A 22662-nucleotide genomic window follows, 5' to 3' on the forward strand; every position below is an offset into this window, starting at 1 on the left:
TGCTTCATTCCGGTGCTCATTTACCTAAGTAAACTCTGCTCCTCATTCGGCCTTTTCCTTGCTGTACTCGTTACTGTCAATTTCAAGCATATTACTTACGAAATTACTTTCTTTGCTGCTGTCGCAGCTCAAAAGAATTGCTGGTTTATTCTCATATAAGTTTCCCTATATTTATTCTGTTCAATTTTCAAGGATCATCCTAAATATCAACAACTATTTTATTTTACCATATTAGTTTAAGATTATCAATACCTCACAAATATAAACTTTCAATGCCTTTTTAATTAATACAGCTTTTATATTCTAACATCTTAATTGAATAGAGTCAATACATTTTTAAAATTTTTTATCAAAGCTTAATCACAATAACCAGTGGTATATTTAAGTCTATTAAATATACCACTGACAACAATTATAAAAAACTATTTATTTTCAATATCATCACTACAATTTATTTTGGCAATAGCAACTACTCTTTGTTCCTCTCCCGTTTTCATAAGTGTAACACCCATAGTGTTCCTACTCGTAGTAGATATTTCAGATACATTGAGTCTTATAGCCACATTACTGCTATTTATGAGCATAATCTCATCTTCATCTTTTACAATTCTAGCTCCAACTATTAATCCCGTTTTTTCCGTAACTTTATATGTTATCATGCCCTTTCCACCTCTCCTATGGATAGTATATTCATCTATAGGAGTTCTCTTACCAAATCCATTTTCGCTTACGACAAGAACATCTTGACTCTCATCGACAATATCCATAGAAACAGCTATATCACTATCTCTCAATGTTATTGCTTTTACACCTGTAGTATTTCTGCCTGTAGGCCTCACATCTTCCTCGCTAAATCTTATTGCATAACCATTTTTGGTGAAAATAATTATTTCGCTTTTCCCCGTAGTCATTCTAACCTGTATAAGTTCATCTTCATCTTTTAAATTTATAGCATTTAGACCATTTCTTCTTATGGAAGTATATTGATCTATTTTAGTTTTCTTAATTAAACCGTTCTTAGTTGCCATTATGAAATAATTATCCTTATCAATTTCTTTAAAAGCTATAACGGCTTGAATTTTTTCATCTATATCTAAAGGTAGTAAATTAATTAAATTTGTACCTTTAGCAGTTCTACCTGCCTCAGGGATCTCATATCCTTTAAGCTTATATACCTTGCCCTTATTTGTAAAGAATAAAATATGACTGTGAGTTGAAGTAATAAATATATGCTCTACAAAATCATCTTCTTTAGTAGCCATTGCCTGGATTCCCCTTCCACCTCTTCTTTGAGAAGAATAGGTATCTGCTGGGATTCTTTTTATATAACCTTCATGAGTTAAGGTTATAACCACTTCTTTTTCATCAATTAAATCTTCGATATTTATGTCACTATTACTTACTTGTATTTCAGTTTTTCTTTCATCACCATATTTATTTTTTATTTCAATAAGTTCGTCTTTAATTATACTCAATAAAATAGATTTATTTTCCAAAATTTCTTTTAAATGCCTAATTGTTTCCATCAACTCATTGTATTCATTCTCAATTTTTTCTCTTTCAAGACCTGTAAGTCTTTGAAGCCGCATATCCAATATAGCCTGGGCCTGTTTTTCAGAAAGATCAAATTCAGCCATCAAACCCTTTCTCGCAATTTCTGTAGTTTTAGAAGATCTTATTAAATTTATTACTGCATCAATATGATCTAACGCTATTTTCAATCCTTCAAGAATATGAGCTCTAGCTTGTGCTTTATCTAAGTTAAACTGAGTCCTCCTGGTTACAACCTCTTCTTGAAACTGCAAATAATAAACAAGCATTTGTTTTAAACTCAATACTTTTGGTTCATTATTTACAAGAGTCAGCATTATTATTCCAAAAGTATCTTGCATTCTTGTATGTTTATACAACTGATTGAGAGTAACATTGGGATTAGCATCTCTTTTTAATTCTATTACAACTCTCATTCCATCTCTATCTGATTCATCTCTAATATCTGATATTCCATCTATTTTTTTATTTTTCACAAGATCAGCTATATTTTCTATAAGTTTTGATTTATTTACCTGATATGGAATTTCAGTTATAAGTATTCTATTTCTCCCATTTACCTCTTCAATTTCAGTTCTAGCCCTTACTAATATTTTCCCCCTTCCAGTTTTATAGGCATCTTTTATGCCTGAGGTACCAATTATTATACCCGAAGTTGGAAAATCAGGCCCCTTTATAGATGTCATCAATTCATCAATCGTAACTTCTGGATTATCTATTATCATTATCACACCATTTATAACCTCAGTGAGATTATGCGGTGGTATATTTGTAGCCATGCCAACAGCTATCCCCGCTGATCCATTTACAAGTAAATTAGGAAATCTGGATGGTAATACAGAAGGTTCCTTTTCTTCACCGTCAAAATTGGGAACAAAATCTACCGTATTTTTATTTATATCCCTTAACATTTCAAGAGTTATTTTATTCATCTTTGCTTCAGTATATCTCATAGCTGCTGCACTATCCCCATCTACTGAACCAAAATTTCCATGTCCGTCAACTAGAGTATACCTTATTGAAAAATCCTGTGCCATTCTGACTAAAGCATCATAAACAGCTGAATCTCCATGAGGATGATATTTACCAAGCACATCCCCTACAATTCTAGCACATTTTCTATAACCCTTTTCTGGAGTCAACCCAAGTTCATGCATAGAATATAATATTCTTCTATGAACTGGCTTTAATCCATCTCTTACATCTGGAAGAGCACGGCTTACAATAACACTCATTGCATATTCTATATAACTTTTTTTCATTTCTTTACTTATGTCTACTGGTAAAATTTTACCTTCATCAAACATCAACTACACCTCTCTACTATATATCTAAGTTTACAACTTTCCCAGCATTTTCTTCTATAAAATTTCTACGAGGTTCTACCTTATCACCCATAAGTATAGTGAAAATTTCATCAGCAGCCATAGCATCATCTACATTTACTTGAATAAGTGTTCTAGTACTAGGATTCATTGTAGTATCCCAAAGCTGCTCTGAATCCATCTCTCCAAGACCTTTATACCTTTGTATATCCACGTTGCTATCTTTTCCACCTAATTCATTTAACACTATTTCAAGTTCCTTATCCGAATATGCATAGTATTCCTTTTTATTTTTATATACTCTATACAAAGGCGGTTGAGCTATATAGACATGACCATTTTCTACAAGAGCTTTCATATATCTGAAAAAAAATGTAAGTAATAACGTTCTTATATGTGCTCCATCAACATCTGCATCTGTCATTATTATTATTTTTTCATACCTTATTTTACCAATGTCAAATTCTTTTCCTATTCCAGCGCCAAAAGCAGTTATCATAGATCTTATCTCTTCATAACCCAGTATCTTATCAAGTCTCTGTTTCTCAACATTCATTATTTTACCTCTAAGTGGCAATATGGCTTGAAAATTTCTATCTCTACCCTGTTTTGCTGATCCTCCTGCAGAATCTCCCTCAACTAAATATATTTCACATTCAGAGGAATCTTTAGATGAACAATCGGCGAGTTTTCCCGGAAGAGATGTATTTTCAAGTATGGACTTACGTCTTGTAAGTTCCCTTGCTTTTCTCGCAGCTTCTCTAGCACGAGATGCCATTAAAGATTTGTCTAATATTATTTTTGCAACTTGAGGATTTTCCTGTAAAAAATTATTCAACCCTTCTCCCAGTATACTATCTACTATACCACGCATCTCACTATTTCCAAGTTTTGTTTTAGTCTGGCCTTCAAATTGGGGATCTACCAGCTTTACAGATATTACAGCTGTAAGACCTTCCCTTATATCCTCTCCTGATAAATTTTTATCATTTTCTTTCAATATTCCAAACTTTTTTGCATAATCATTTAACACTCTTGTCAAAGCTGACTTAAATCCAGCTAGATGAGTCCCACCTTCAACTGTATCTATGTTATTGGCAAAAGAAAAAATATTTTCAGTATACCCATCATTGTATTGAATAGCAATTTCTACAGAATAATCTTCCTTTTTTCCTTCTATATACACGGGTGCTTTGTGAATTGTCTGCTTATTTCTGTTTAGGTATGTTACAAACGATTTTATTCCGCCCTCATAGTGAAATAGTTCTTCTTTTTCATCTCTTTCATCTTTTAAATTTATCTTTATATTTCTATTTAAAAAAGCTAGTTCCCTTAATCTCTGTGATAATATATCATAATCATATTCTATATCTTCAAATATTTCAGAATCAGGCTTGAAATGAATTTTAGTACCATGCTTATCAGTATCACCTATTATATCTAATCCCGTTGCTACTTTTCCCCTTTTAAAAACCTGTCTCCATATATGTCCTTCTCTCTCTACTTCAACTTCACAGATCTCAGATAGTGCATTTACAACAGAGGCACCTACTCCATGAAGCCCACCAGAAACTTTATATCCTCCACCACCAAACTTTCCTCCTGCATGCAATATGGTCATTATTACCTCCACAGTAGGTTTCTTCATCTTGTGATGCATTCCCACAGGCATACCTCTTCCATTATCTATAACTGTGATTGAGTTATCTTTATGAATAATTACATCTATCTTATCACAATATCCTGCTAATGCTTCATCTATACTGTTATCTACTATTTCATATACTAAATGGTGAAGTCCTCTTGAACTTGTACTTCCAATATACATCCCTGGTCTTTTTCTCACAGCTTCTAAACCTTCTAGCACCTGTATCTGATTTTCATCATAAACTTGTTTTTTTTCCTGCTGCATATCTATCCTCCTATTCGTCTTAAAGTTCATAATCTAAAGCTTTTGATCTTTTAGTTAATGTAGATGAAGATATAGGTGACAAATAAATTTTACTCTTTTTATTTACTTCGGCAATAATAAAAGACTTAGGTTTATCTTTCGTAATCTTTTGAACAAATCCATCTTCTTCAGCCATTCTCAAAAATTGAATCGTGTCAGAATTATATGTTGAAGTATCAACATCAAATATTCCAATTACATCTTTTATTGGAACGACTATATTTTCACCTAAATGTAAAAACATAAATAATCTCCTTTCAAAACTAAATCATAGTTATCTTACCATTTTTTACAACAAATAAATCTGCTTTACTTTGAGAATTTTTTTTAATATCGTCTATTCCTGTACAAGTTATAAATGTTTGTATTTTATTTATAGAATTTAATATATAATTTTGCCTATTTGAGTCCAATTCAGATAAAACATCATCTAATAACAAAACAGGATACTCACCTATAATCTCCTTTATTATTTCAAGAGAAGCAAATTTCATAGTTAAAACTGATGTTTTCTGTTGCCCCTGAGAACCGAAATTTCTGACATTTATTCCATTTATATTTGTGATAAGATCATCTCTATGTGGCCCGCAAAGAGTAGTTCCTCGTTCCATATCCCTTTTTCTGTTTACATTCAACAATTCAAATAAGCTATTTTCTGGTTTATTTACATCTTCTAATTGTGTCACGTATCTAAATTCTATATTTTCAGTTCCTGAGGTTATATCATTATGAATAATTTTTCCTTTTTCGCTAAGCCTTTTTATATATTTATTTCGCATCTCTACTATAAATCCGCCATATTTAGATAACTGTTTGTCATAAATCTTAATTATGTCATAATTATGGTTGATCCATTTTTTTAGTAAAGCATTTCTTTCATTTAAAACTTTGTTGTATTGAACTAGATTATAATAATATTTTTTACTAAATTTACAAAGTTCAATATCTAAAAATTTTCTTCTATAAATCGGTGATTCTTTTACTATTTTCAAATCCTCAGGGGAAAACATTACTACATTAAAAACTCCCATAAGTTGAGATAATTTATTTACCTTTATGGAATTTATATTTATTCCTTTTTTACCTTCTTTAAATATCTTTATTTCTATACTTTTATCTAATTGTTTCTTTTCTATATAAGCTTTTATGTAAGCCTCTTTACCCTGCCAGTTAATTAACTCTTTATCTTTATTTGTCCTAGGAGATCTGCCTATACTGCAGTAATATATACTTTCAAGTAAATTTGTTTTTCCCTGAGCGTTCCCCCCAGTAAATACATTTATACCTTTGTCAAATTTGATATTAAGCTCTCTATAATTTCTGAAATTTATAAGTTTTAAGTATTTAATATACATTTTAAAAACACCTATTTATAATTATATCACATTATATAATACATAATTAATAATAAATTTTAACGTAATTATATAATTTTATAGGTTTTATTTTCAAATTCAACAGTAAAATCTTTATAAAGTTTCCTACTTCTTCTTGTTTCCATTTTTCCATTTACCTTTACCATACCTTTTTTTATAAAAATTTTAGCTTCAGCTCCCTGTGAAACAGCTCCACACCATTTTAAAAACGAATCCAGTTTTATTACATCTGTATTTATTTTAACTTCATACATTTTCTATTATCTCCAATTTATTTATTTTTAACTATTTAAAAGTCTAACTGGCAAAACTAAATAAGTACAATTATCTTCGATCTTATTTTTAATTATACATGGACTTACACTACTGGAAAATTCTAATATAATTTCCTCCTCATCCATTATTTTTAAAACATCGATTAAATACTTTGAATTAAATGCAATTTTTAAAGTATCGCCTTGCAAAATTATATTTAATTCTTCTCTTACCATTCCCAATTGAGAATTAGATGTTATAACCATTCTATTTTCTTCAAGCTCTAGTTTTATTAAATTGGTATTACTATCTTTAGCCATTAATGAAGCTCTTTCAATACAATTTAAAAGTTCATCTTTTTTAGCTGTGACTTTCATATTAAATTCTTCAGGGATTATGGAATTATATTTTATAAATTCACCTTCTAAAAGTCTAGATATAACTTTGGTATTAGATAAGTTAAATAATATATGGTTTGGTGTGAATGTTATATTTACATTTTTATCATTGTCTTCTAAAATTTTAGAAACTTCGTTTAAGGTTTTACCTGGAATTACAGCATTTATTATGTTATCAGTGTTTAGATTTTCCGATCTTAAAGCAAGTCTATATCCGTCTAAAGCTATTAAATTCAATTTTTTATTTTTAATTTCAAATAAAACCCCTGTGAGGATAGGTCTTGTTTCATCTTGTGCTGTAGCGAATATAACACTCTTTATCATGTTTTTTAGTATTTTCTGTGGTATTGAAAAAATCATATTTTCTTTTATATTAGGTATTTCTGGAAAATCTTCAGCATTCATATATATTAAAGTGAATTTTGATTTTTGACATAGTATTTCTACAGAATTATTTTCTATGGTTGAAATACTTATATTGTCATCAGGTAACTTTCTTATAATTTCTCCAAATAGTCTTGAATCAATTACAATCGTTCCTTCTTCTTCAACATCTGCATTTATTTTGGTTTCTATGCTTAAATCTATATCTGAGCCTATTAGTATAATTTTATTATCTGAAGCAGTTAATTTTAATCCATTCAATATAGGCATGCTAGATTTTCCGGTTATTGCCCTTTGAGCCGTAATTATGGCTTCTTGTAAATCTAATTTTTTGCATTTAATTTTCATTTTTATTATATCTCCTTTATTGATAACATATTTTATTTAGATATATATAGATAATAAATTTTTTAGTAGTAGTAGTAGTAGGTATTGTTAGTATGTTCATAAATGCTAGAGGTGTTAATACTACTGAAAAAAATAAAAAAAATAAGTGTGGATAAGTAAATGATTGAAGCTCGTATTATCCACATAATAAAAAAATAATATATATAAAAAATATTATCAACAGCATATCATAAAATAATTATAAACATATGTTGATAATTATTTTTGATTTAAACGTTTTGTTAAATCATTTATAGCATTTTGAAGACTCTCATCTTTCTTTAAATTATTTGATATTTTTTCATAGGCATGTATTACGGTAGTATGATCTCTACCTCCAAATTCTTCTCCTATTTTAGGCAGTGACATATCTGTAAGTTTTCTACATAAATACATTGCTATTTGTCTTGGAAAAGCTACATTTCTAGTTCTTCTAGCTGATTTGAAATCAGACACCTTTAAGTTATAGTAATTTGCTACTACATCTTGTATTAAGTCTATTGTAACTTGTTTAGATTGTTTACTTGAAATTATATCTTTTAATGCTTCTACGGCTAAATCAATGCTTATCTCCTTGTTTGTAAGTGAGGAAAAAGCAGCTATGCGTATTAATGCTCCTTCTAATTCTCTAATATTTGATTTGATTTTTGTAGCTATATATACCATGACTTCATTTGGGATGTTTAAATTTTCCACATCTGCCTTCTTTTTTAATATGGCCATCCTAGTTTCAAAATCTGGTGGCTGTATATCGGCTATAAGCCCCCATTCGAATCTGGATCTAAGTCTATCTTCTAATGTAGGAATTTCTTTTGGCGGTCGATCGCTTGATAAGATTATCTGTTTATTTGCTTCGTATAAAGCATTAAAAGTGTGAAAGAATTCTTCTTGGGTACTTTCTTTACCAGCTATAAATTGGATATCGTCTATTAATAGTACGTCTATATTTCTATATTTATTTCTAAATTCTACATTTTTATCATCTTTTATTGAATTTATGAGTTCATTTGTAAATTTTTCAGATGAAACATAAGTTACTTTAGATTTTTTATTGTTTTCTAATATATAATGGCCTATAGCATGCATTAAATGGGTTTTACCAAGACCTACTCCTCCATATATAAACAGTGGATTATATGCTTTGGCCGGTGATTCGGCTACAGCAAGAGATGCTGCATGAGCAAATCTATTACTATTTCCTATAACAAAAGAATCAAAAGTGTATTTGGGATTTAACATGGTTGTTTCGTCATTTGTGGTTATTGATCTTTTAGTATATTCTTGAGGCTTATTATCTAGTGTTAATGCTTCCTCTGATTTAGATAAAACTAAAAATTTAATATTATATTTTTTTGAGGTAATTAATTTTAATGCATTAGATATTAGGTTTGTATATTTACTGGATAATATTCCTTTAGTTAAGTCATTTGGTACGCTTAGTACGAAAGTATTATTTTCGATGGATACAGGAGTAATACTTTTAATCCATGTGTTAAAACTTACTTCAGTAATTTCACCTTTTATTATGTTTAAAGATTGTTCCCATATTTCGTTTGGATGGGCATTCATTTTGTATCCTCCAGTCTTAAAAAATAAATCTGAGTTTAAATATTCCATTATTATATTTTGTTGACATGTGTGTATAAAAATATTCACATGTGTATAATTAAGTTTATAAAATTAAGGTAAAAAAATTATAATTTTAAGTAGTAAAATAAATATTAACATTATTTACAATGAATAATGTTAGTAAAATAGGAAAATATATAGAAATAAAAAAAATTCAAAACAAGTTATGCACATACTTATCCACAATTGTGGATAAGTAGTATAAATTTTTAAGTTATTAACAATCCTCTATTTATAATATCAAAACAAAACAACCTATTCAAGAAATTATCCACAAAATATATATAAAAATATTAAACGTGAAATTTATACTTTTGAATTTATATTGACATTATAAGTTAGTGAATATATAATTTAATAGTAAAACTTTAAACTGGAGTTGTTTATTTAATAATGAAAATATTAAATTTCATATATGAGAATTGAGTATAGAAAATTAATATTAATAGTGAAAGGAGATTTATGGTATTATGTGGATGACTTATCAGCCAAAAAAGAAACAGAGAAAAAAAGAACATGGCTTTAGGAAGAGAATGAGAACTCTATCGGGAAGAAACATTATTAAGAGAAGAAGACAAAAAGGTAGAAAGAGATTAACAGCATAGGCCGCTTTTGTGGCCTTTTTCTGCAAGTAGAAAAAAGGAGCAAAAATGAAAATTTACAGAATAAAAAAAAATGCAGAATTTCGTGCTGTATACAAAAGAGGAAGATCTTTTTCTAATAGCTTATTGGTATTATATATTTATAAAAATAGGAAAAATATAAATAGGTTAGGTATATCTATAAATAAAAGAGTAGGGAAAAGTGTTGAGAGAAATAGAATAAAACGTTTGATTAAAGAGATTTGTAGGCTAAATAGTGATAACATAAAAATAGGTTATGATTTAGTATTTATAGCTAGAAACTTATCAAATGGTAAAAATTACGTGGAAATAGAGAATTCCATAAAAAATTTAATCAAAAAAGCTGGTTTGTATAATAGATGAAAAAATTTTTAATTTTTTTAATTAAATTATATAGAAAATATATATCACCTCTAAAAAGACCATGTTGCAGATTTTATCCTACTTGTTCACAATATGCATTGGAAGCATTACAAAAATATGGTATTATAAAAGGTGGATTTATGTCTATAAAAAGAATATTGAGATGTAATCCATTTTGCAAAGGTGGATATGATCCGGTTAAATAAATTTCAGGAGGTTTAATATTTTGCAGTATTTAAATGATGCTTTTGTTCGATTTTTTAATTTCTTACATAATAGTGTAATTTCGTTTATACCTAATCCAAATGTTTCTTATGGTATAGCAATAATTTTAATGACTATAATAATTAGGATTATAATACTTCCATTGGGAATAAAACAATTGAGGTCTTCGTTTGCTATGAATGAAATTCAACCGGAAGTTAAAAAACTGCAGGAAAAGTATAAAAAAGATCCACAAAGAGCACAGCAGGAAATGATGAAGTTGTACAAAGAAAAAGGAGCGAGCCCTTTTAGTGGATGTTTACCGCTTCTTATTCAGTGGCCTATTTTAATAGCTCTCTACTATGTTTTTAATAATTTATCTGGCATAAATGGTGTTAGTTTTTTATGGATGAAGGATTTAGCTAAAACAGATATGCTTCTTGCTATTATATCGGGAGCAACTACTTATTTATCAGGAGTTTTGGTGATGCCTTCTACCGGGGAACAAGCTAAACAGAGTAAAATGATGAATATTGGAATGTCTGTATTTATGGTGTACATGAGTATGAGATTTAAATCGGCATTAGTATTGTATTGGGTTGTTAGTAATTTAATTCAAATAGCACAAACTGTAGTTATTAAAAAAATTGAGATGGGTAAAAAAACTAAAACTAGTAAGGCCTAGGGGGTGGCTATGTGGCATGAAGGTTATAGAGACTACAGGAAAAACCGTTGAAGAGGCACTTAAAAATGCATTGCAGGAATTGAAAGTTGAAAAGGATAAAGTGGAAGTTGAGGTATTAGATGAAGGAAATAAAGGGTTTTTAAATTTTATAGGGGTACGACCAGCTAAAATAAAGGTTAAAGTAAAAAGGGATTACATATATGAGGCAAAAGTATTTTTGAAAAGTATCTTAGATAAAATGAAAGTAAAGGCAGAAATAAAAATAAAGGAAGAGAATAATGTAATAAAAATATATTTAACCGGTTCAGATATGGGAATACTCATAGGTTATAGAGGAGAGACTTTGGATGCAATTCAGTATCTTTTAAGCCTTGTGATAAATAAAAATCATGAAATGGAATATAAAAGAGTAATTTTAGATACTGAAAATTACAGGGCAAAAAGAGAGGAGACTTTGAGGAGGCTTGCTAGAAGAGTGGCCGAAAAAGTTAGAAGGACAGGTAGAATAGTTAAGTTGGAACCGATGAACCCTTATGAAAGAAGAGTAATTCATTCTGCTCTCCAAAATGATTTTTATGTAAATACCTATAGTGAGGGTCAAGAGCCTTTTAGAAGAGTTGTAGTGGATTTGAAGAAAGCCTAGAGGCTTTCTTTTTTACATATTAAGAGAATTGTGAATGAAGAGACTATATATTAGTATTTTATCAAGTGATTAGAATTAAGAGGAAGTGAAATAATGGAAAGAGTTAATACAATAGCTGCAATAGCTACAGCTTTAGGTGAAAGTGGAATATCAATTGTAAGAGTTTCGGGAAAAAATTCTCTTGAAATAGTAAATAAAATATTTAGGGGAAAAAATAATAGAACATTGTTAGATATAAGATCGTACTCAATGAGATATGGCTTTATAGTGGAAGAGAAAACTGGAGAATTATTGGATGAAGTTTTGGTAAGTTTTATGAAAGCCCCTAAAAGTTACACAGCTGAAAATACAGTTGAAATAAATTGTCATGGTGGAATTCTAGCTGCTAAGAAAGTACTTGAAGAAGTTATAAAATCTGGAGCTAGAATGGCAGAACCAGGGGAGTTTACTAAAAGAGCATTTTTAAATGGAAGGATTGATTTAAGTCAGGCTGAGGCAGTAATTGATATAATCAATTCAAAAACTGAAATTTCTATGAAAACTGCAGTTCAACAGTCTAAGGGGAAAATTTCCAAAGAAGTTAATTTGTTAAGAGAAGATCTTTTGGAAATAATTGCATCAATTGAGGCTACTGTTGACTACCCAGAAGCTGATTTAGAGGAAATAACATCTGATGAAGTTTCTTTAAAGTTAAAGAAAATATTAAACAGAATGGATTATATGTTGAGTAATGCGGAAGAAGGCAAAATAATTAGGGAAGGATTGAGCATAGTAATTGTTGGAAAGCCGAATGTAGGCAAATCTTCTCTTTTAAATTCGCTGATAATGGAAAATAGGGCTATAGTTACTGATGTACCAGGTACTACAAGAGATGTTATAGAAGAATATATGAATATAGATGGAATACCTGTGAAGATAATTGATACAGCTGGAATCAGAAAAACCGATAATTTAGTAGAAAAGATTGGAGTTAAAAAATCCAAGGAGAGAATTGATAGTTCGGATTTAATTATATTGATGTTGGATTCAAGCAAAGAATTGGATGATGAAGACGAAGAAATAATAAATTATATAAATGATAAAAAATATATAATTTTATTAAATAAAATAGATATAGGTGATAAAATAGATTTAGATAATATTTGTGGACTGAATTCGAAATTTGTAATAAAGACTTCAATTAAATTAGGTAAGGGATTGGATAAAGTTAAAATCTGTATTAAAGAGCTGTTTTTTAAGGGCGAAATCAAGCCTGCAGATTTATTTATAACTAATGTTAGACATAAGGAAAGCTTAATTAGAGCCAGGGAAAACTGCGTTGAAGCGTTAGATGCATTAAAAAATACTTCTGCTATAGATTTAGCTTCTATAGATATGAGAAATGCCTGGATTAATTTGGGAAAGATAACTGGTGATACTTTAGAAGAAAATATAATTGATAAGATATTTTCACAATTTTGTTTAGGAAAGTAGGTAGTTGATATTGGAATACTTTTCGGGTAAATATGATGTAATAGTTGTAGGAGGAGGTCATGCCGGATGTGAGGCAGGGCTTGCTGCAGCTAGAATGGGATGTAAAACTTTGATGTGTACTATGAATTTGGATAGCATAGGATTTATGCCTTGTAACCCTAATGTCGGAGGAACGGCCAAAGGTCATTTGGTTAGGGAGATAGATGCGTTGGGAGGTGAAATGGGCGTAAATATCGATCATACTTTTATTCAATCAAGAATGTTGAATACTTCAAAAGGACCTGCAGTACATTCATTGCGGGCTCAGGCTGATAAGAGAAATTACTCAGGGAGAATGAAAAGAGTAATTGAGAAACAGCACAACTTGTATTTGAGGCAGCTGGAAGTAGTAAAAATAAAAACAGATAAAAATAAAAGAGTTTGTGGAGTACTTACTAAAAATGGGGCATATTTTCAAGCGAAGGCTGTAGTTTTGGCTACAGGAACTTATTTAAAAGGTAAAGTAATTATAGGAGACGTTAGTTATAGTTCTGGTCCCAATGGTTTTATGCCATCTAATGATCTTTCACAGAGTTTACTTGATTTAGGGATAGAACTTAGGAGGTTTAAAACGGGTACACCTGCTAGGATAAATAAGAGAAGTGTAGATTTCTCAAAGATGATAGAGCAACCGGGTGATAAAAGGATAATTCCATTTTCATTTATGAGTGAAAAATTAGATAGAGATCAAGTTTCCTGCTATTTAACTTATACTACAAAAAATACATCGAAAATTATAAGAAATAATATAGATAGATCACCACTTTATAATGGATCAATAAAATCTGTAGGTCCAAGATATTGTCCATCGATTGAAGATAAGATAGTTAGATTTCCAGATAAGGAACAACATCAAATATTTATAGAACCTGAGGGAGAAAATACAGATGAAATGTATGTGGATGGTGCTTCTACATCTATGCCTGAAGACGTACAAATTGCCATGTATAAAACTATAATTGGGCTTGAAAATGTAGAATTTTTAAGAACAGGTTATGCTATTGAATATGACTGTATAAATCCACTTCAGTTAAAGCTTTCTTTAGAATTCAAAAAAGTTGAAGGTCTATTTGGAGCAGGTCAGTTAAATGGGAGCTCTGGATATGAGGAGGCAGCTTCCCAAGGAATAATTGCGGGTATTAATGCTGCTCTTAAATCTAAAGGAAAGGAACCTTTTATTTTAAAGAGATCTGATGCTTATATAGGTGTTTTGATAGATGATTTAGTTACAAAAGGAACTGAAGAACCTTATAGAATGATGACATCTCGATCTGAATACAGGTTATTGCTTAGGCAGGACAATGCAGATTTAAGGCTTACGGAAAAAGGGTATAAAATAAGGCTGGTCGATGAAAAAAGATATAAAAGATATTTGAAAAGAAAGTATAATATAGAAAAAGAACTGAGTAGAATTAAAAGTGTCCAAATAACACCGAAAAAAGAAGTGATTGATTTTTTAAATTCATTGAATTCTTCTGAATTAAAAAAAAGTGTTAGCTTATATGAACTGATTAAAAGGCCAGAGCTTAATTATTTTAATGTAGAGGGGTTGGATATGAACAGACCTGAATTAAGTGAGGACGTTCAGGAAGAGGTTAATATAATTTCAAAATACGAGGGATATATAAACAAACAACTTGAGCAGGTAGATCAATTTAAAAAATTTGAAAACAAACTTATACCTGGTGATATAGATTATGCTGAGATTAAAGGACTGAGGATAGAAGCTATACAAAAATTGGATAAAGTGAAACCTATGAATATTGGCCAGGCCTCTAGAATTTCAGGGGTTTCACCGGCGGATATTTCTGTATTGCTGATTTATATGGAAAAAAGAATCAGAGAAAGAGCTTTATCTAAGGGCTAATTGCTTTTTTCTAGATTCTTCTAAAGCTCAGATACAAAAAAGCATTTCTTATCTGAACTTTAGAATTATTTGATAGTCATTTAAAATAACAATGATGTGGAGAAATTTTATGAATCATTTTCAAATTATGAAAGAAGTATGTAATGATATTGAATTGAGTTTCAATGAAGAAAAGTATAACAAGTTTATGAAATATAAAGATATATTAAAATTATGGAATAATAAAATGAATCTTACTGCAATAGTAGAAGACGAGGATATTGTTAAAAAGCATTTTATAGATTGTATAGAAATATTTAAATTTTCACCTATAAAAGCTGCTTTAAATATTATAGATGTTGGAACAGGAGCTGGATTTCCAGGAATTCCTATTAAGATACTTGATGAAAGAAAAAGAATCACACTGTTAGATTCTTTAAATAAGAGGATAAATTTTTTAAATCAAGTTGTGTTAAAACTTAAATTGGATGAGATAAACTGTATACATGGAAGAGCAGAAGATTTTTCTAAAAAACTGGAATATAGAGAAAAGTTTGATATGGCTGTGTCAAGAGCAGTGGCAAATTTGGCAGTTTTAAGTGAATTTTGTATTCCATATGTAAAAACAGATGGATATTTTATAGCTATGAAAGGTCCTGCAGTGGAGAATGAAATAAAAGATGGTAGAAATGCAATTAATATTTTAGGTGGGAAAGTAGAGGATATAATCAAGGTAGAAAATTATGGGTTTAATCATAATTTAGTCGTAATAAAAAAGATTAGGGAAACTCCTAAAATTTACCCAAGAAAATCGGGAGTAATTATTAAAAAACCACTGAAATAAATGTAGCAATTTGTCATACGAAATTTATACGAACTAGCAGGATTTTATAAAAGAATAAAGAAATGTTAATAATAGGAAACATAAGAGGGATGATTAAATATGCAAAAGAATATTAATTATATACCTGTAGATTTAATTTTGCCTAATGTATATCAGCCACGAAAATATTTTGACGAAGAGAGTTTGGAAGGATTGGCTCAATCCATAAATGCATACGGGGTAATTCAGCCTTTGTCAGTGAGAAAATTAGGTGAAAATAAGTATGAATTGGTTGCTGGAGAGAGAAGACTTAAAGCGGCAAAAAAGGCAGGATTAACTGAAGTACCTGTAATAATAGTTGATATAAGTGATAAACAATCTGCGGCTATAGCACTTTTAGAAAATTTGCAAAGAGAAGATCTTAATTTTTTGGAGGAAGCAGAGGCATATTACAATTTAATAAAAGATCATTCTTATACTCAAGAAAAATTAGCTGAGGTTATAGGAAAAAAGCAATCTACTATTGCAAATAAGATCAGGTTATTGAAATTAGATAATGAAATTAGGAATATATTATTGGATAATGGTTTAACTGAGAGACATGCAAGAGCACTGCTTAAGCTTCCTACTGTGGAGCTTCAGAAAAAGGTATTGAAAGATGTAGTTAAAAAAAATTTAAATGTGAAGAAGACAGAAGAACTCATCAGTAGGGAATTGGATAAAATCATAAACAGAAAAACAAAAAAAAGTAAGGCAAAAAAAATAAAGGGGATATTTTCTCCTAAAGTTTATATAAATACAGTTAAACAGATATTTGATAAATATGGGTTAAATGCGAATTATAAATCCCAGAATTTTGACGATAGAATACAAATAATAATTACAATACCTAAAAAATAAGATGTTTCATGTGAAACATCTTATTTTTTATAAACTAAATAATTATATCGTAAAATCATACACTTTAAAAAAGTATATGATTATTTTATTTTAAAATTAAATTTATATGAAAACTCTTTTATTATTTTAAATAAAAATATATAATTAAAAATAAAGTAAAGAATGAATTGAGGGGGTGAACAGTATAAAAATTATATCAATATTTAATCAAAAAGGTGGAGTTGGAAAAACTACTACGTGTATTAATTTGAGTGCATATTTAGCTATACAGGGATATAAGGTATTGGATATAGATATCGATCCACAGGGAAATACTACTAGTGGGTTAGGTATTGATAAAAGAGGTATAGAAAATTCTATATATGATGTGTTAAACTCAGAAATCAGTATAGATGATAGTGTAAGAAAATGTGAGCTCATAGATAATTTTTTTATAATTCCTTCTACAATGGAGTTAGCTGGTGCTGAAGTAGAGCTTATAGATAAAAAGAATAGAGAAAATATATTGAATAACAAATTAAAAAGCTTAACACAAGAATATGATTTCGTATTCATAGATTGTCCACCGTCTTTGGGACTATTAACTATAAATGCACTTACAGCATCTCATAGTGTTATTATACCTATTCAATGTGAATTTTATGCATTAGAAGGAGTTGGACAACTAATAAGCACGATACAATTAGTTAAAAAGTCACTAAATAAGAATTTAGAAGTTGAAGGTGTAATTATGAGTATGTGTGATATGAGAACTAATTTATCTACTCAAGTTATTTCGGAAGTGAAAAAGTTTTTTAAAGATAAAGTATATAAAACTACTGTACCTAGAAATATAAGGCTGGCAGAAGCTCCGAGTTTTGGGCTTCCTGTAGTGCTTTATGACGATAAATGTAAGGGGGCGGAAGCCTATGAATTATTGACTAAAGAGTTTTTACATAGGCAAAAGGAGTGAATAGGATTTGAGTAAAAAATATGGATTAGGTAAGGGACTTAGAGCATTGATACCTGATAACACTTTAGAGGATGAAGGAGAAGGAGCCCAAAATGATATAAATTATATTAATATTGATTTTATAAAAGCTAATAAGACTCAACCTAGAAAAAGTTTTGATAAGGATAAAATAGAACAACTTTCTCAATCAATAAAAGAACATGGTATAATACAACCTCTTATACTTAATAAAATTGAAGATAATACGTATAACATAGTAGCAGGTGAAAGAAGATGGAGAGCAGCTAAACTTATTGGTATTAAAGAAATACCTGCAATTATAATGAATTTATCTGATAGAGAGATTTTGGAAGTTTCCCTTATAGAAAATATACAGAGACAGGATTTAAATCCCATAGAAGAGGCTTTAGCCTATAAGAGGTTAATTAATGATTTTAATATAACTCAAGAAGAATTAAGCCGTAGAATAGGAAAGTCCAGAACGGCAATTTCTAATTGTATGAGACTCCTAAATCTAGATGAAAGAGTTCAAAAATATCTTATAGATGGGGTTATTAGTGAAGGGCATGGAAGGGCACTTTTGGGCGTAGAAAATGGAGAATTGCAGTATAAGTTAGCTTTGAATATAATAAATAAAAATTTAACGGTAAGAGATGTAGAAAAAATTATTAAAAATTTGAATTCTACAAAAAAAGATGAAGAAAAATCTGTTAAAAAGGAAAATATTTATTATTTAGATATAAAGGAGAGATTAGAAAATTTATTTGGAACTAAGGTTTTATTGATGAATAAAAAGGATAAGGGGAAAATACAGATAGAATACTATTCTCAGGAAGATTTACAGAGGATATTAGATATATTAAAAATTTAATAAATTTTGATGTTTCACGTGAAACATTTTTATATCATGAAGGGAGAAAAATATGCAAAATATCATTAACTTAATAAATAATTTGCAATTGTATATTGTAATTGGACTAGTTGTATTAGTGATAATATTGTTAATCATGAATGTTATAATTTTTAAATCACTAAATAGATTGGAAAAAAGGTATAGAAAACTTATGCGTGGCTCAAATGGCAAAAATTTGGAGGAACTTATTGTAAAATATTTAGATAATATAGATAATGTAAAAAAAGAATCTGATGATATTAAAAAATTGTATAGTAATCTAAATTCAAAAGTAAAAAATTGTATTCAGAAATTATCAATCATACGATATAGGGCTTTTGAAGATGTAGGTAGTGATCTTAGTTTCTCAATTGCATTATTGGATGAAAATAATGATGGTGTGATAATTACTGGAATATATGGAAGAGATGAAAGTACAACTTATGCAAAGCCTATAGACAGTGGTATGTCTAGATATGAACTGTCCCAGGAGGAAAAACAGGTCCTAGAGGAATGTATAAATAAAAGAATATAGATTATTTACATAAAAAAACTCCTTAAGGGAAAATTACTTTTTAAGGAGGTTTTTTATATGAAAATATATATTCCAAAGGATTTAAATTACATAGGAGATGAATTGCGAAAAAAAGGATATATAATAGTAAATGACAATGAAGATACAAAATATGATGCTGTAATTTGCAAATTGAAAGATAATGGACTTGCAGATTTGCACATAAAAAATAAGAATACCTTGATAATTGATTTAGGGAGAAAAAATGCAGAAGAAATAGAATATATACTTAGGGATAGAGTTTTTTGAAATATTAAGTTTCTGCATTTATAAAAACATTGTTTGAGTTTTCTACGCCTACAGTTTTTAACATAGAATGATATATTCCTCTAGAAATTGTATCAGCAAGCTGCATTACAGTAAACAATCTGGTATTTTGCAATACCATAAATTCCATAGCACCACATATGTTTACAATTCCTGTGATGCTTAGATCACCAACTTGAGGCAGAGATTTATTCATTGCAGATCCTGGGTGAAGTGGTTTTGTCTCGATTATTATCTTACCTACATTTTGAATTGCACCTAAGCAGGCATCAATAGCTATAATAAATGGATTATTGTATTTAGAATTTATTTCATTTATCACATCTGTTATATTTTTTGCATGTACTGGATATTGTAAATTACCATATAACTCAACTTTATTTTTCATTAAAAGTTTTAGTTTATATCCAACTATAGGACCTAAGCTATCTCCAGTAGATCTATCTGTACCTATGCATAGTATTATTATAGTTCTTCCGGACTTTATGATAGGATATATTTCGTTGCTTATAACATCTCTTAAGATAAATATTGAATTTGAAGATGATGGATCTATTATCATTTTTTTAATCATAAGAAAACCTCCTATAATGTAGTTTTTACCATAAGGAGGTTATTTATACATATAATAATATTTCATAAATCTAAGGTGCTATAACATATCTAATTTTCTAAATATATTAAAGAAAATAACTAAAAATATACAAAATATTACTCCTGAGATACCGTTGACCTTTAATCCAATGAATAAGGATGCTAACACTGCCACAGGATGTATACCTAAAGAGGAAGATACTATTTTAGGTTCAATAATCTGTCTAATAATCGAGACTATAAGGTAAGATACTATCAATCCAAGGCAAATAACATAATTATTTGTAGTAATCAGATAAATGAGTGCTAAAGGTATATATATAATTCCTATTCCTATAATAGGTAATATATCTGCTATAGCACATATAATGCTTAATATCAGTGCATATTTGATTTTAAATATTGAGAATACTATTAAAGTTTCTATAAAAGTAAGTGAAATGATAATCATATATGATAATAAATAATTTCCAATCATTTTTTTACTTTCATTATATATTTTGTATAGCTTAGCTGTTTTGTTATCTGGAAGTAAATTAGGTATACTTACATTGGAGGAAGTCATATCTTTTGTAAAAAAATATGTTGTCAGCAATGTAAAGAGTATCACCATTAATACATAAGGTATTGTGGCTACTAAATTTACTAGATAACTTACAAGTTTCCCGGAAAAGCTTACTGCTATATTAGATGCCTTATTAATAAAATTTGTAAAATTTCCCTCGAAGGTATTTATTATATATGGATCTAAATTGTTGTAATATTTTTGCAATTTATATATAGAGTTATATATATTATTGTAGTTATTAGAAATATATGATTGAACATTTTTTCCAAATTGGATGGCTTCTTGGGTCATGACTACTATTCCAAAGGAGAGTATAATTAATATTATTGTAAAAAATACTGTAGTTGTAATTAAAGAGGCAATTCCGTTGCTGAGCTTCAGTTTCTTGGTAATAAATATAGTTGGCCTTCTGAGTATTAGTGCACATACTAAAGCTAATACAAAAGGCAGTGTATAATCAATAGTGCTAAAAAATATTAAAAATATTAATGTATAAAGTATAAAAAATAAAGCAATTTTATCAATTTTGTTTATCAGTTCTTTCACAGAGTGATGACAACTCCTTTTTGTTTTTTCATAAATGTTAATAGCAATATAAAAGTGTGTATGCAGGATTGAAAAGCTTTTGTAAAATAATTATAAATGATATATATTTTATAAACTTGCAGTAATATTTCTGTTATAATAATATATAAAATAGTAAATTAAGTATATACATAATTATAAACTAATAAATTGATATTGTATATAATTATTGTAAAATTTTACAGGAGGTTACAGTTTTATTTAGGCTGTTATTATAATTATGAAAGATTATTATATAATAACTTTTAAGAATACTCATGGCGCTATAAATGGAGAAAAGCTTTTAAAAGAAAAAGATATTAAAGTTGCTGTTATGCCGACACCAGCTGTTATTACCAGGAGTTGTGGAATAAGTATAAAAATCGATGATGAGGATATAGAAATGGTAAAAAAATTGATTGAGCAGGAACAACTGGTTGTTAAAAATATTTATAAAAGAAGTGATAATGGATATATACAAGTGTAACTTTGGAGGTAAAATATGTTATTCAATAAGATGTTTTCCTTTTTAAAATTTGTTGTAGAAGATGATGCTGTTAAAATAGGAAAAATATCTATATATAAAGAAAGCATTTTTAATTTTATAGAAGTAATTTTTAAGATAACATTAATATTGCTCTTTATGTATTTAATTATTAAAATAGGAAATAAGATTATAACAAAATATGTTTCAAGACAAAAAAATTTTAAAATATCATTGAATGATAAAAAGGCCAAAACGGTTGGAGCCATTTTAAAAAGTATATTGAAATACTCGGTATATTTTTTTGGTATATTTACTATAATTTCAATAATATCACCGAAGATAAGTGTTACTGGATTAACTTTTGCAGGAATAGGCGGAGTTGCAATTGGTTTTGGAGCGCAAAATATCATAAAAGATATTATCAATGGTTTTTTTATACTATTTGAAGATCAGTTTTCAGTTGGGGACTATATTAGTATAGATGACAAAAGTGGTGTTGTGGAAAGTATAGAACTTAGGGTTACTAAAATAAGAGATTTTAATGGCGATTTACATATAATACCAAATGGGCTTATTACAAGAGTTACTAATCATTCCAAGGGAAATGTGAGAATTGTAGTGGATATTGATGTTTCTTACGAAGAAGATATAAATAGAGTTATAAGTCTGCTGTCCAATTTATGTAGTAAATTTAAGGAAGAAAACGGTGCTATTACAGAAGGACCAATTGTTCAGGGAATAATGAAAATAGCAGATGACAAAGTGACAATTAGAGTATCTGGTAAAACTAAACCAATGACTCAGTGGAATATGGAAACTAAACTTAGAAGAGAAATTGGAGAGATGTTTAAACTAGAAAATATAAAAACTCCTTGTTTATCGATAAAATTGTTAAAGGAGGGATAATGA

24 protein-coding genes are annotated in these 22662 nt (G+C 28.9%); 15 read left to right on the plus strand and 9 right to left on the minus strand.

The genetic code is table 11. The annotated features are described in order from the left end of the window. Window positions 1–422 precede the first annotated feature (422 nt). From gyrA to dnaA, 7 genes are all read right to left on the minus strand, one after another. On the minus strand, window positions 423–2858 hold the full coding sequence (gene gyrA, locus LN736_RS10225; protein ID WP_150358858.1) for a DNA gyrase subunit A: 2436 nt from the start codon (window positions 2856–2858) through the stop codon (window positions 423–425). 16 nt (window positions 2859–2874) lie between these two features. Next, window positions 2875–4788, minus strand: coding sequence for a DNA topoisomerase (ATP-hydrolyzing) subunit B (gene gyrB / locus LN736_RS10230; protein ID WP_150358857.1), 1914 nt, complete (start codon window positions 4786–4788; stop codon window positions 2875–2877). 19 nt (window positions 4789–4807) lie between these two features. After that, on the minus strand, window positions 4808–5071 hold the full coding sequence (remB, locus tag LN736_RS10235) for an extracellular matrix regulator RemB (protein WP_150358856.1): 264 nt from the start codon (window positions 5069–5071) through the stop codon (window positions 4808–4810). Between the two features lie 19 nt (window positions 5072–5090). After that, entirely contained in the window at window positions 5091–6182 is a 1092-nt protein-coding gene (recF, locus tag LN736_RS10240) for a DNA replication/repair protein RecF (RefSeq protein WP_150358855.1), read from the minus strand. A 68-nt stretch (window positions 6183–6250) separates the two neighbouring features. Then, the gene (locus LN736_RS10245; protein ID WP_150358968.1) at window positions 6251–6457 is read right to left on the minus strand and encodes an RNA-binding S4 domain-containing protein; all 207 of its coding nucleotides are present in this window, start codon (window positions 6455–6457) and stop codon (window positions 6251–6253) included. Between the two features lie 27 nt (window positions 6458–6484). Then, window positions 6485–7588, minus strand: a complete 1104-nt coding sequence (dnaN, locus tag LN736_RS10250; RefSeq protein ID WP_150358969.1) for a DNA polymerase III subunit beta — start codon at window positions 7586–7588, stop codon at window positions 6485–6487. Between the two features lie 258 nt (window positions 7589–7846). Next, window positions 7847–9196, minus strand: coding sequence for a chromosomal replication initiator protein DnaA (gene dnaA / locus LN736_RS10255; RefSeq protein WP_150358970.1), 1350 nt, complete (start codon window positions 9194–9196; stop codon window positions 7847–7849). 530 nt (window positions 9197–9726) lie between these two features. Between dnaA and rpmH the strand changes: the two genes are divergently transcribed. From rpmH to LN736_RS10320, 13 genes are all read left to right on the plus strand, one after another. After that, window positions 9727–9861, plus strand: a complete 135-nt coding sequence (rpmH, locus tag LN736_RS10260; RefSeq protein WP_179978245.1) for a 50S ribosomal protein L34 — start codon at window positions 9727–9729, stop codon at window positions 9859–9861. 45 nt (window positions 9862–9906) lie between these two features. Next, window positions 9907–10242, plus strand: a complete 336-nt coding sequence (gene rnpA / locus LN736_RS10265; protein WP_150358972.1) for a ribonuclease P protein component — start codon at window positions 9907–9909, stop codon at window positions 10240–10242. Next, window positions 10239–10448 carry a membrane protein insertion efficiency factor YidD gene (gene yidD, locus LN736_RS10270; protein ID WP_106010981.1) on the plus strand — a complete coding sequence of 70 codons (210 nt, stop codon included), beginning with the start codon at window positions 10239–10241 and terminating at the stop codon, window positions 10446–10448. Before rnpA ends, yidD begins: the two co-directional genes overlap by 4 nt. A 20-nt stretch (window positions 10449–10468) precedes the next feature. Beyond that, window positions 10469–11131: a membrane protein insertase YidC gene (locus LN736_RS10275; protein WP_150359026.1), complete on the plus strand. Its 663-nt coding sequence runs from the start codon at window positions 10469–10471 to the stop codon at window positions 11129–11131. 16 nt (window positions 11132–11147) lie between these two features. Further along, complete coding sequence (jag, locus tag LN736_RS10280; protein ID WP_179978244.1) at window positions 11148–11774, plus strand: RNA-binding cell elongation regulator Jag/EloR; 627 nt, start codon at window positions 11148–11150, stop codon at window positions 11772–11774. Between the two features lie 93 nt (window positions 11775–11867). Then, entirely contained in the window at window positions 11868–13247 is a 1380-nt protein-coding gene (mnmE, locus tag LN736_RS10285; protein WP_179978243.1) for a tRNA uridine-5-carboxymethylaminomethyl(34) synthesis GTPase MnmE, read from the plus strand. A gap of 10 nt (window positions 13248–13257) precedes the next feature. Further along, window positions 13258–15153: a tRNA uridine-5-carboxymethylaminomethyl(34) synthesis enzyme MnmG gene (mnmG, locus tag LN736_RS10290; RefSeq protein ID WP_229981523.1), complete on the plus strand. Its 1896-nt coding sequence runs from the start codon at window positions 13258–13260 to the stop codon at window positions 15151–15153. A 109-nt stretch (window positions 15154–15262) separates the two neighbouring features. Further along, window positions 15263–15976, plus strand: a complete 714-nt coding sequence (gene rsmG / locus LN736_RS10295) for a 16S rRNA (guanine(527)-N(7))-methyltransferase RsmG (protein WP_229981510.1) — start codon at window positions 15263–15265, stop codon at window positions 15974–15976. A 99-nt stretch (window positions 15977–16075) separates the two neighbouring features. Next, window positions 16076–16855: a nucleoid occlusion protein gene (noc, locus tag LN736_RS10300; RefSeq protein ID WP_229981511.1), complete on the plus strand. Its 780-nt coding sequence runs from the start codon at window positions 16076–16078 to the stop codon at window positions 16853–16855. A 184-nt stretch (window positions 16856–17039) separates the two neighbouring features. Continuing rightward, window positions 17040–17807 carry a ParA family protein gene (locus LN736_RS10305; RefSeq protein WP_150358938.1) on the plus strand — a complete coding sequence of 256 codons (768 nt, stop codon included), beginning with the start codon at window positions 17040–17042 and terminating at the stop codon, window positions 17805–17807. A 7-nt stretch (window positions 17808–17814) separates the two neighbouring features. Continuing rightward, window positions 17815–18678 carry a ParB/RepB/Spo0J family partition protein gene (locus LN736_RS10310; RefSeq protein WP_229981512.1) on the plus strand — a complete coding sequence of 288 codons (864 nt, stop codon included), beginning with the start codon at window positions 17815–17817 and terminating at the stop codon, window positions 18676–18678. 52 nt (window positions 18679–18730) lie between these two features. After that, on the plus strand, window positions 18731–19234 hold the full coding sequence (locus tag LN736_RS10315) for a DUF4446 family protein (protein WP_150358936.1): 504 nt from the start codon (window positions 18731–18733) through the stop codon (window positions 19232–19234). Between the two features lie 57 nt (window positions 19235–19291). After that, on the plus strand, window positions 19292–19522 hold the full coding sequence (locus LN736_RS10320; RefSeq protein ID WP_150358935.1) for a YkuS family protein: 231 nt from the start codon (window positions 19292–19294) through the stop codon (window positions 19520–19522). Between the two features lie 4 nt (window positions 19523–19526). Here the strand turns inward: LN736_RS10320 and yyaC are convergent, their stop codons facing one another. Together yyaC and ytvI are read right to left on the minus strand one after the other, a co-directional pair. Further along, on the minus strand, window positions 19527–20114 hold the full coding sequence (gene yyaC, locus LN736_RS10325; protein WP_150358934.1) for a spore protease YyaC: 588 nt from the start codon (window positions 20112–20114) through the stop codon (window positions 19527–19529). A gap of 78 nt (window positions 20115–20192) precedes the next feature. Beyond that, on the minus strand, window positions 20193–21248 hold the full coding sequence (ytvI, locus tag LN736_RS10330) for a sporulation integral membrane protein YtvI (protein WP_150358933.1): 1056 nt from the start codon (window positions 21246–21248) through the stop codon (window positions 20193–20195). Between the two features lie 259 nt (window positions 21249–21507). Between ytvI and LN736_RS10335 the strand changes: the two genes are divergently transcribed. Together LN736_RS10335 and LN736_RS10340 are read left to right on the plus strand one after the other, a co-directional pair. Then, window positions 21508–21753: a DUF3343 domain-containing protein gene (locus LN736_RS10335; RefSeq protein WP_150359100.1), complete on the plus strand. Its 246-nt coding sequence runs from the start codon at window positions 21508–21510 to the stop codon at window positions 21751–21753. A gap of 15 nt (window positions 21754–21768) precedes the next feature. Further along, window positions 21769–22659 carry a mechanosensitive ion channel family protein gene (locus tag LN736_RS10340; protein ID WP_179978239.1) on the plus strand — a complete coding sequence of 297 codons (891 nt, stop codon included), beginning with the start codon at window positions 21769–21771 and terminating at the stop codon, window positions 22657–22659. The last annotated feature ends 3 nt before the right edge of the window (window positions 22660–22662 follow it).

The sequence above is a fragment of the Clostridium aromativorans genome (assembly GCF_020908015.1).
Lineage (GTDB): Bacteria > Bacillota > Clostridia > Clostridiales > Clostridiaceae > Clostridium_B > Clostridium_B aromativorans.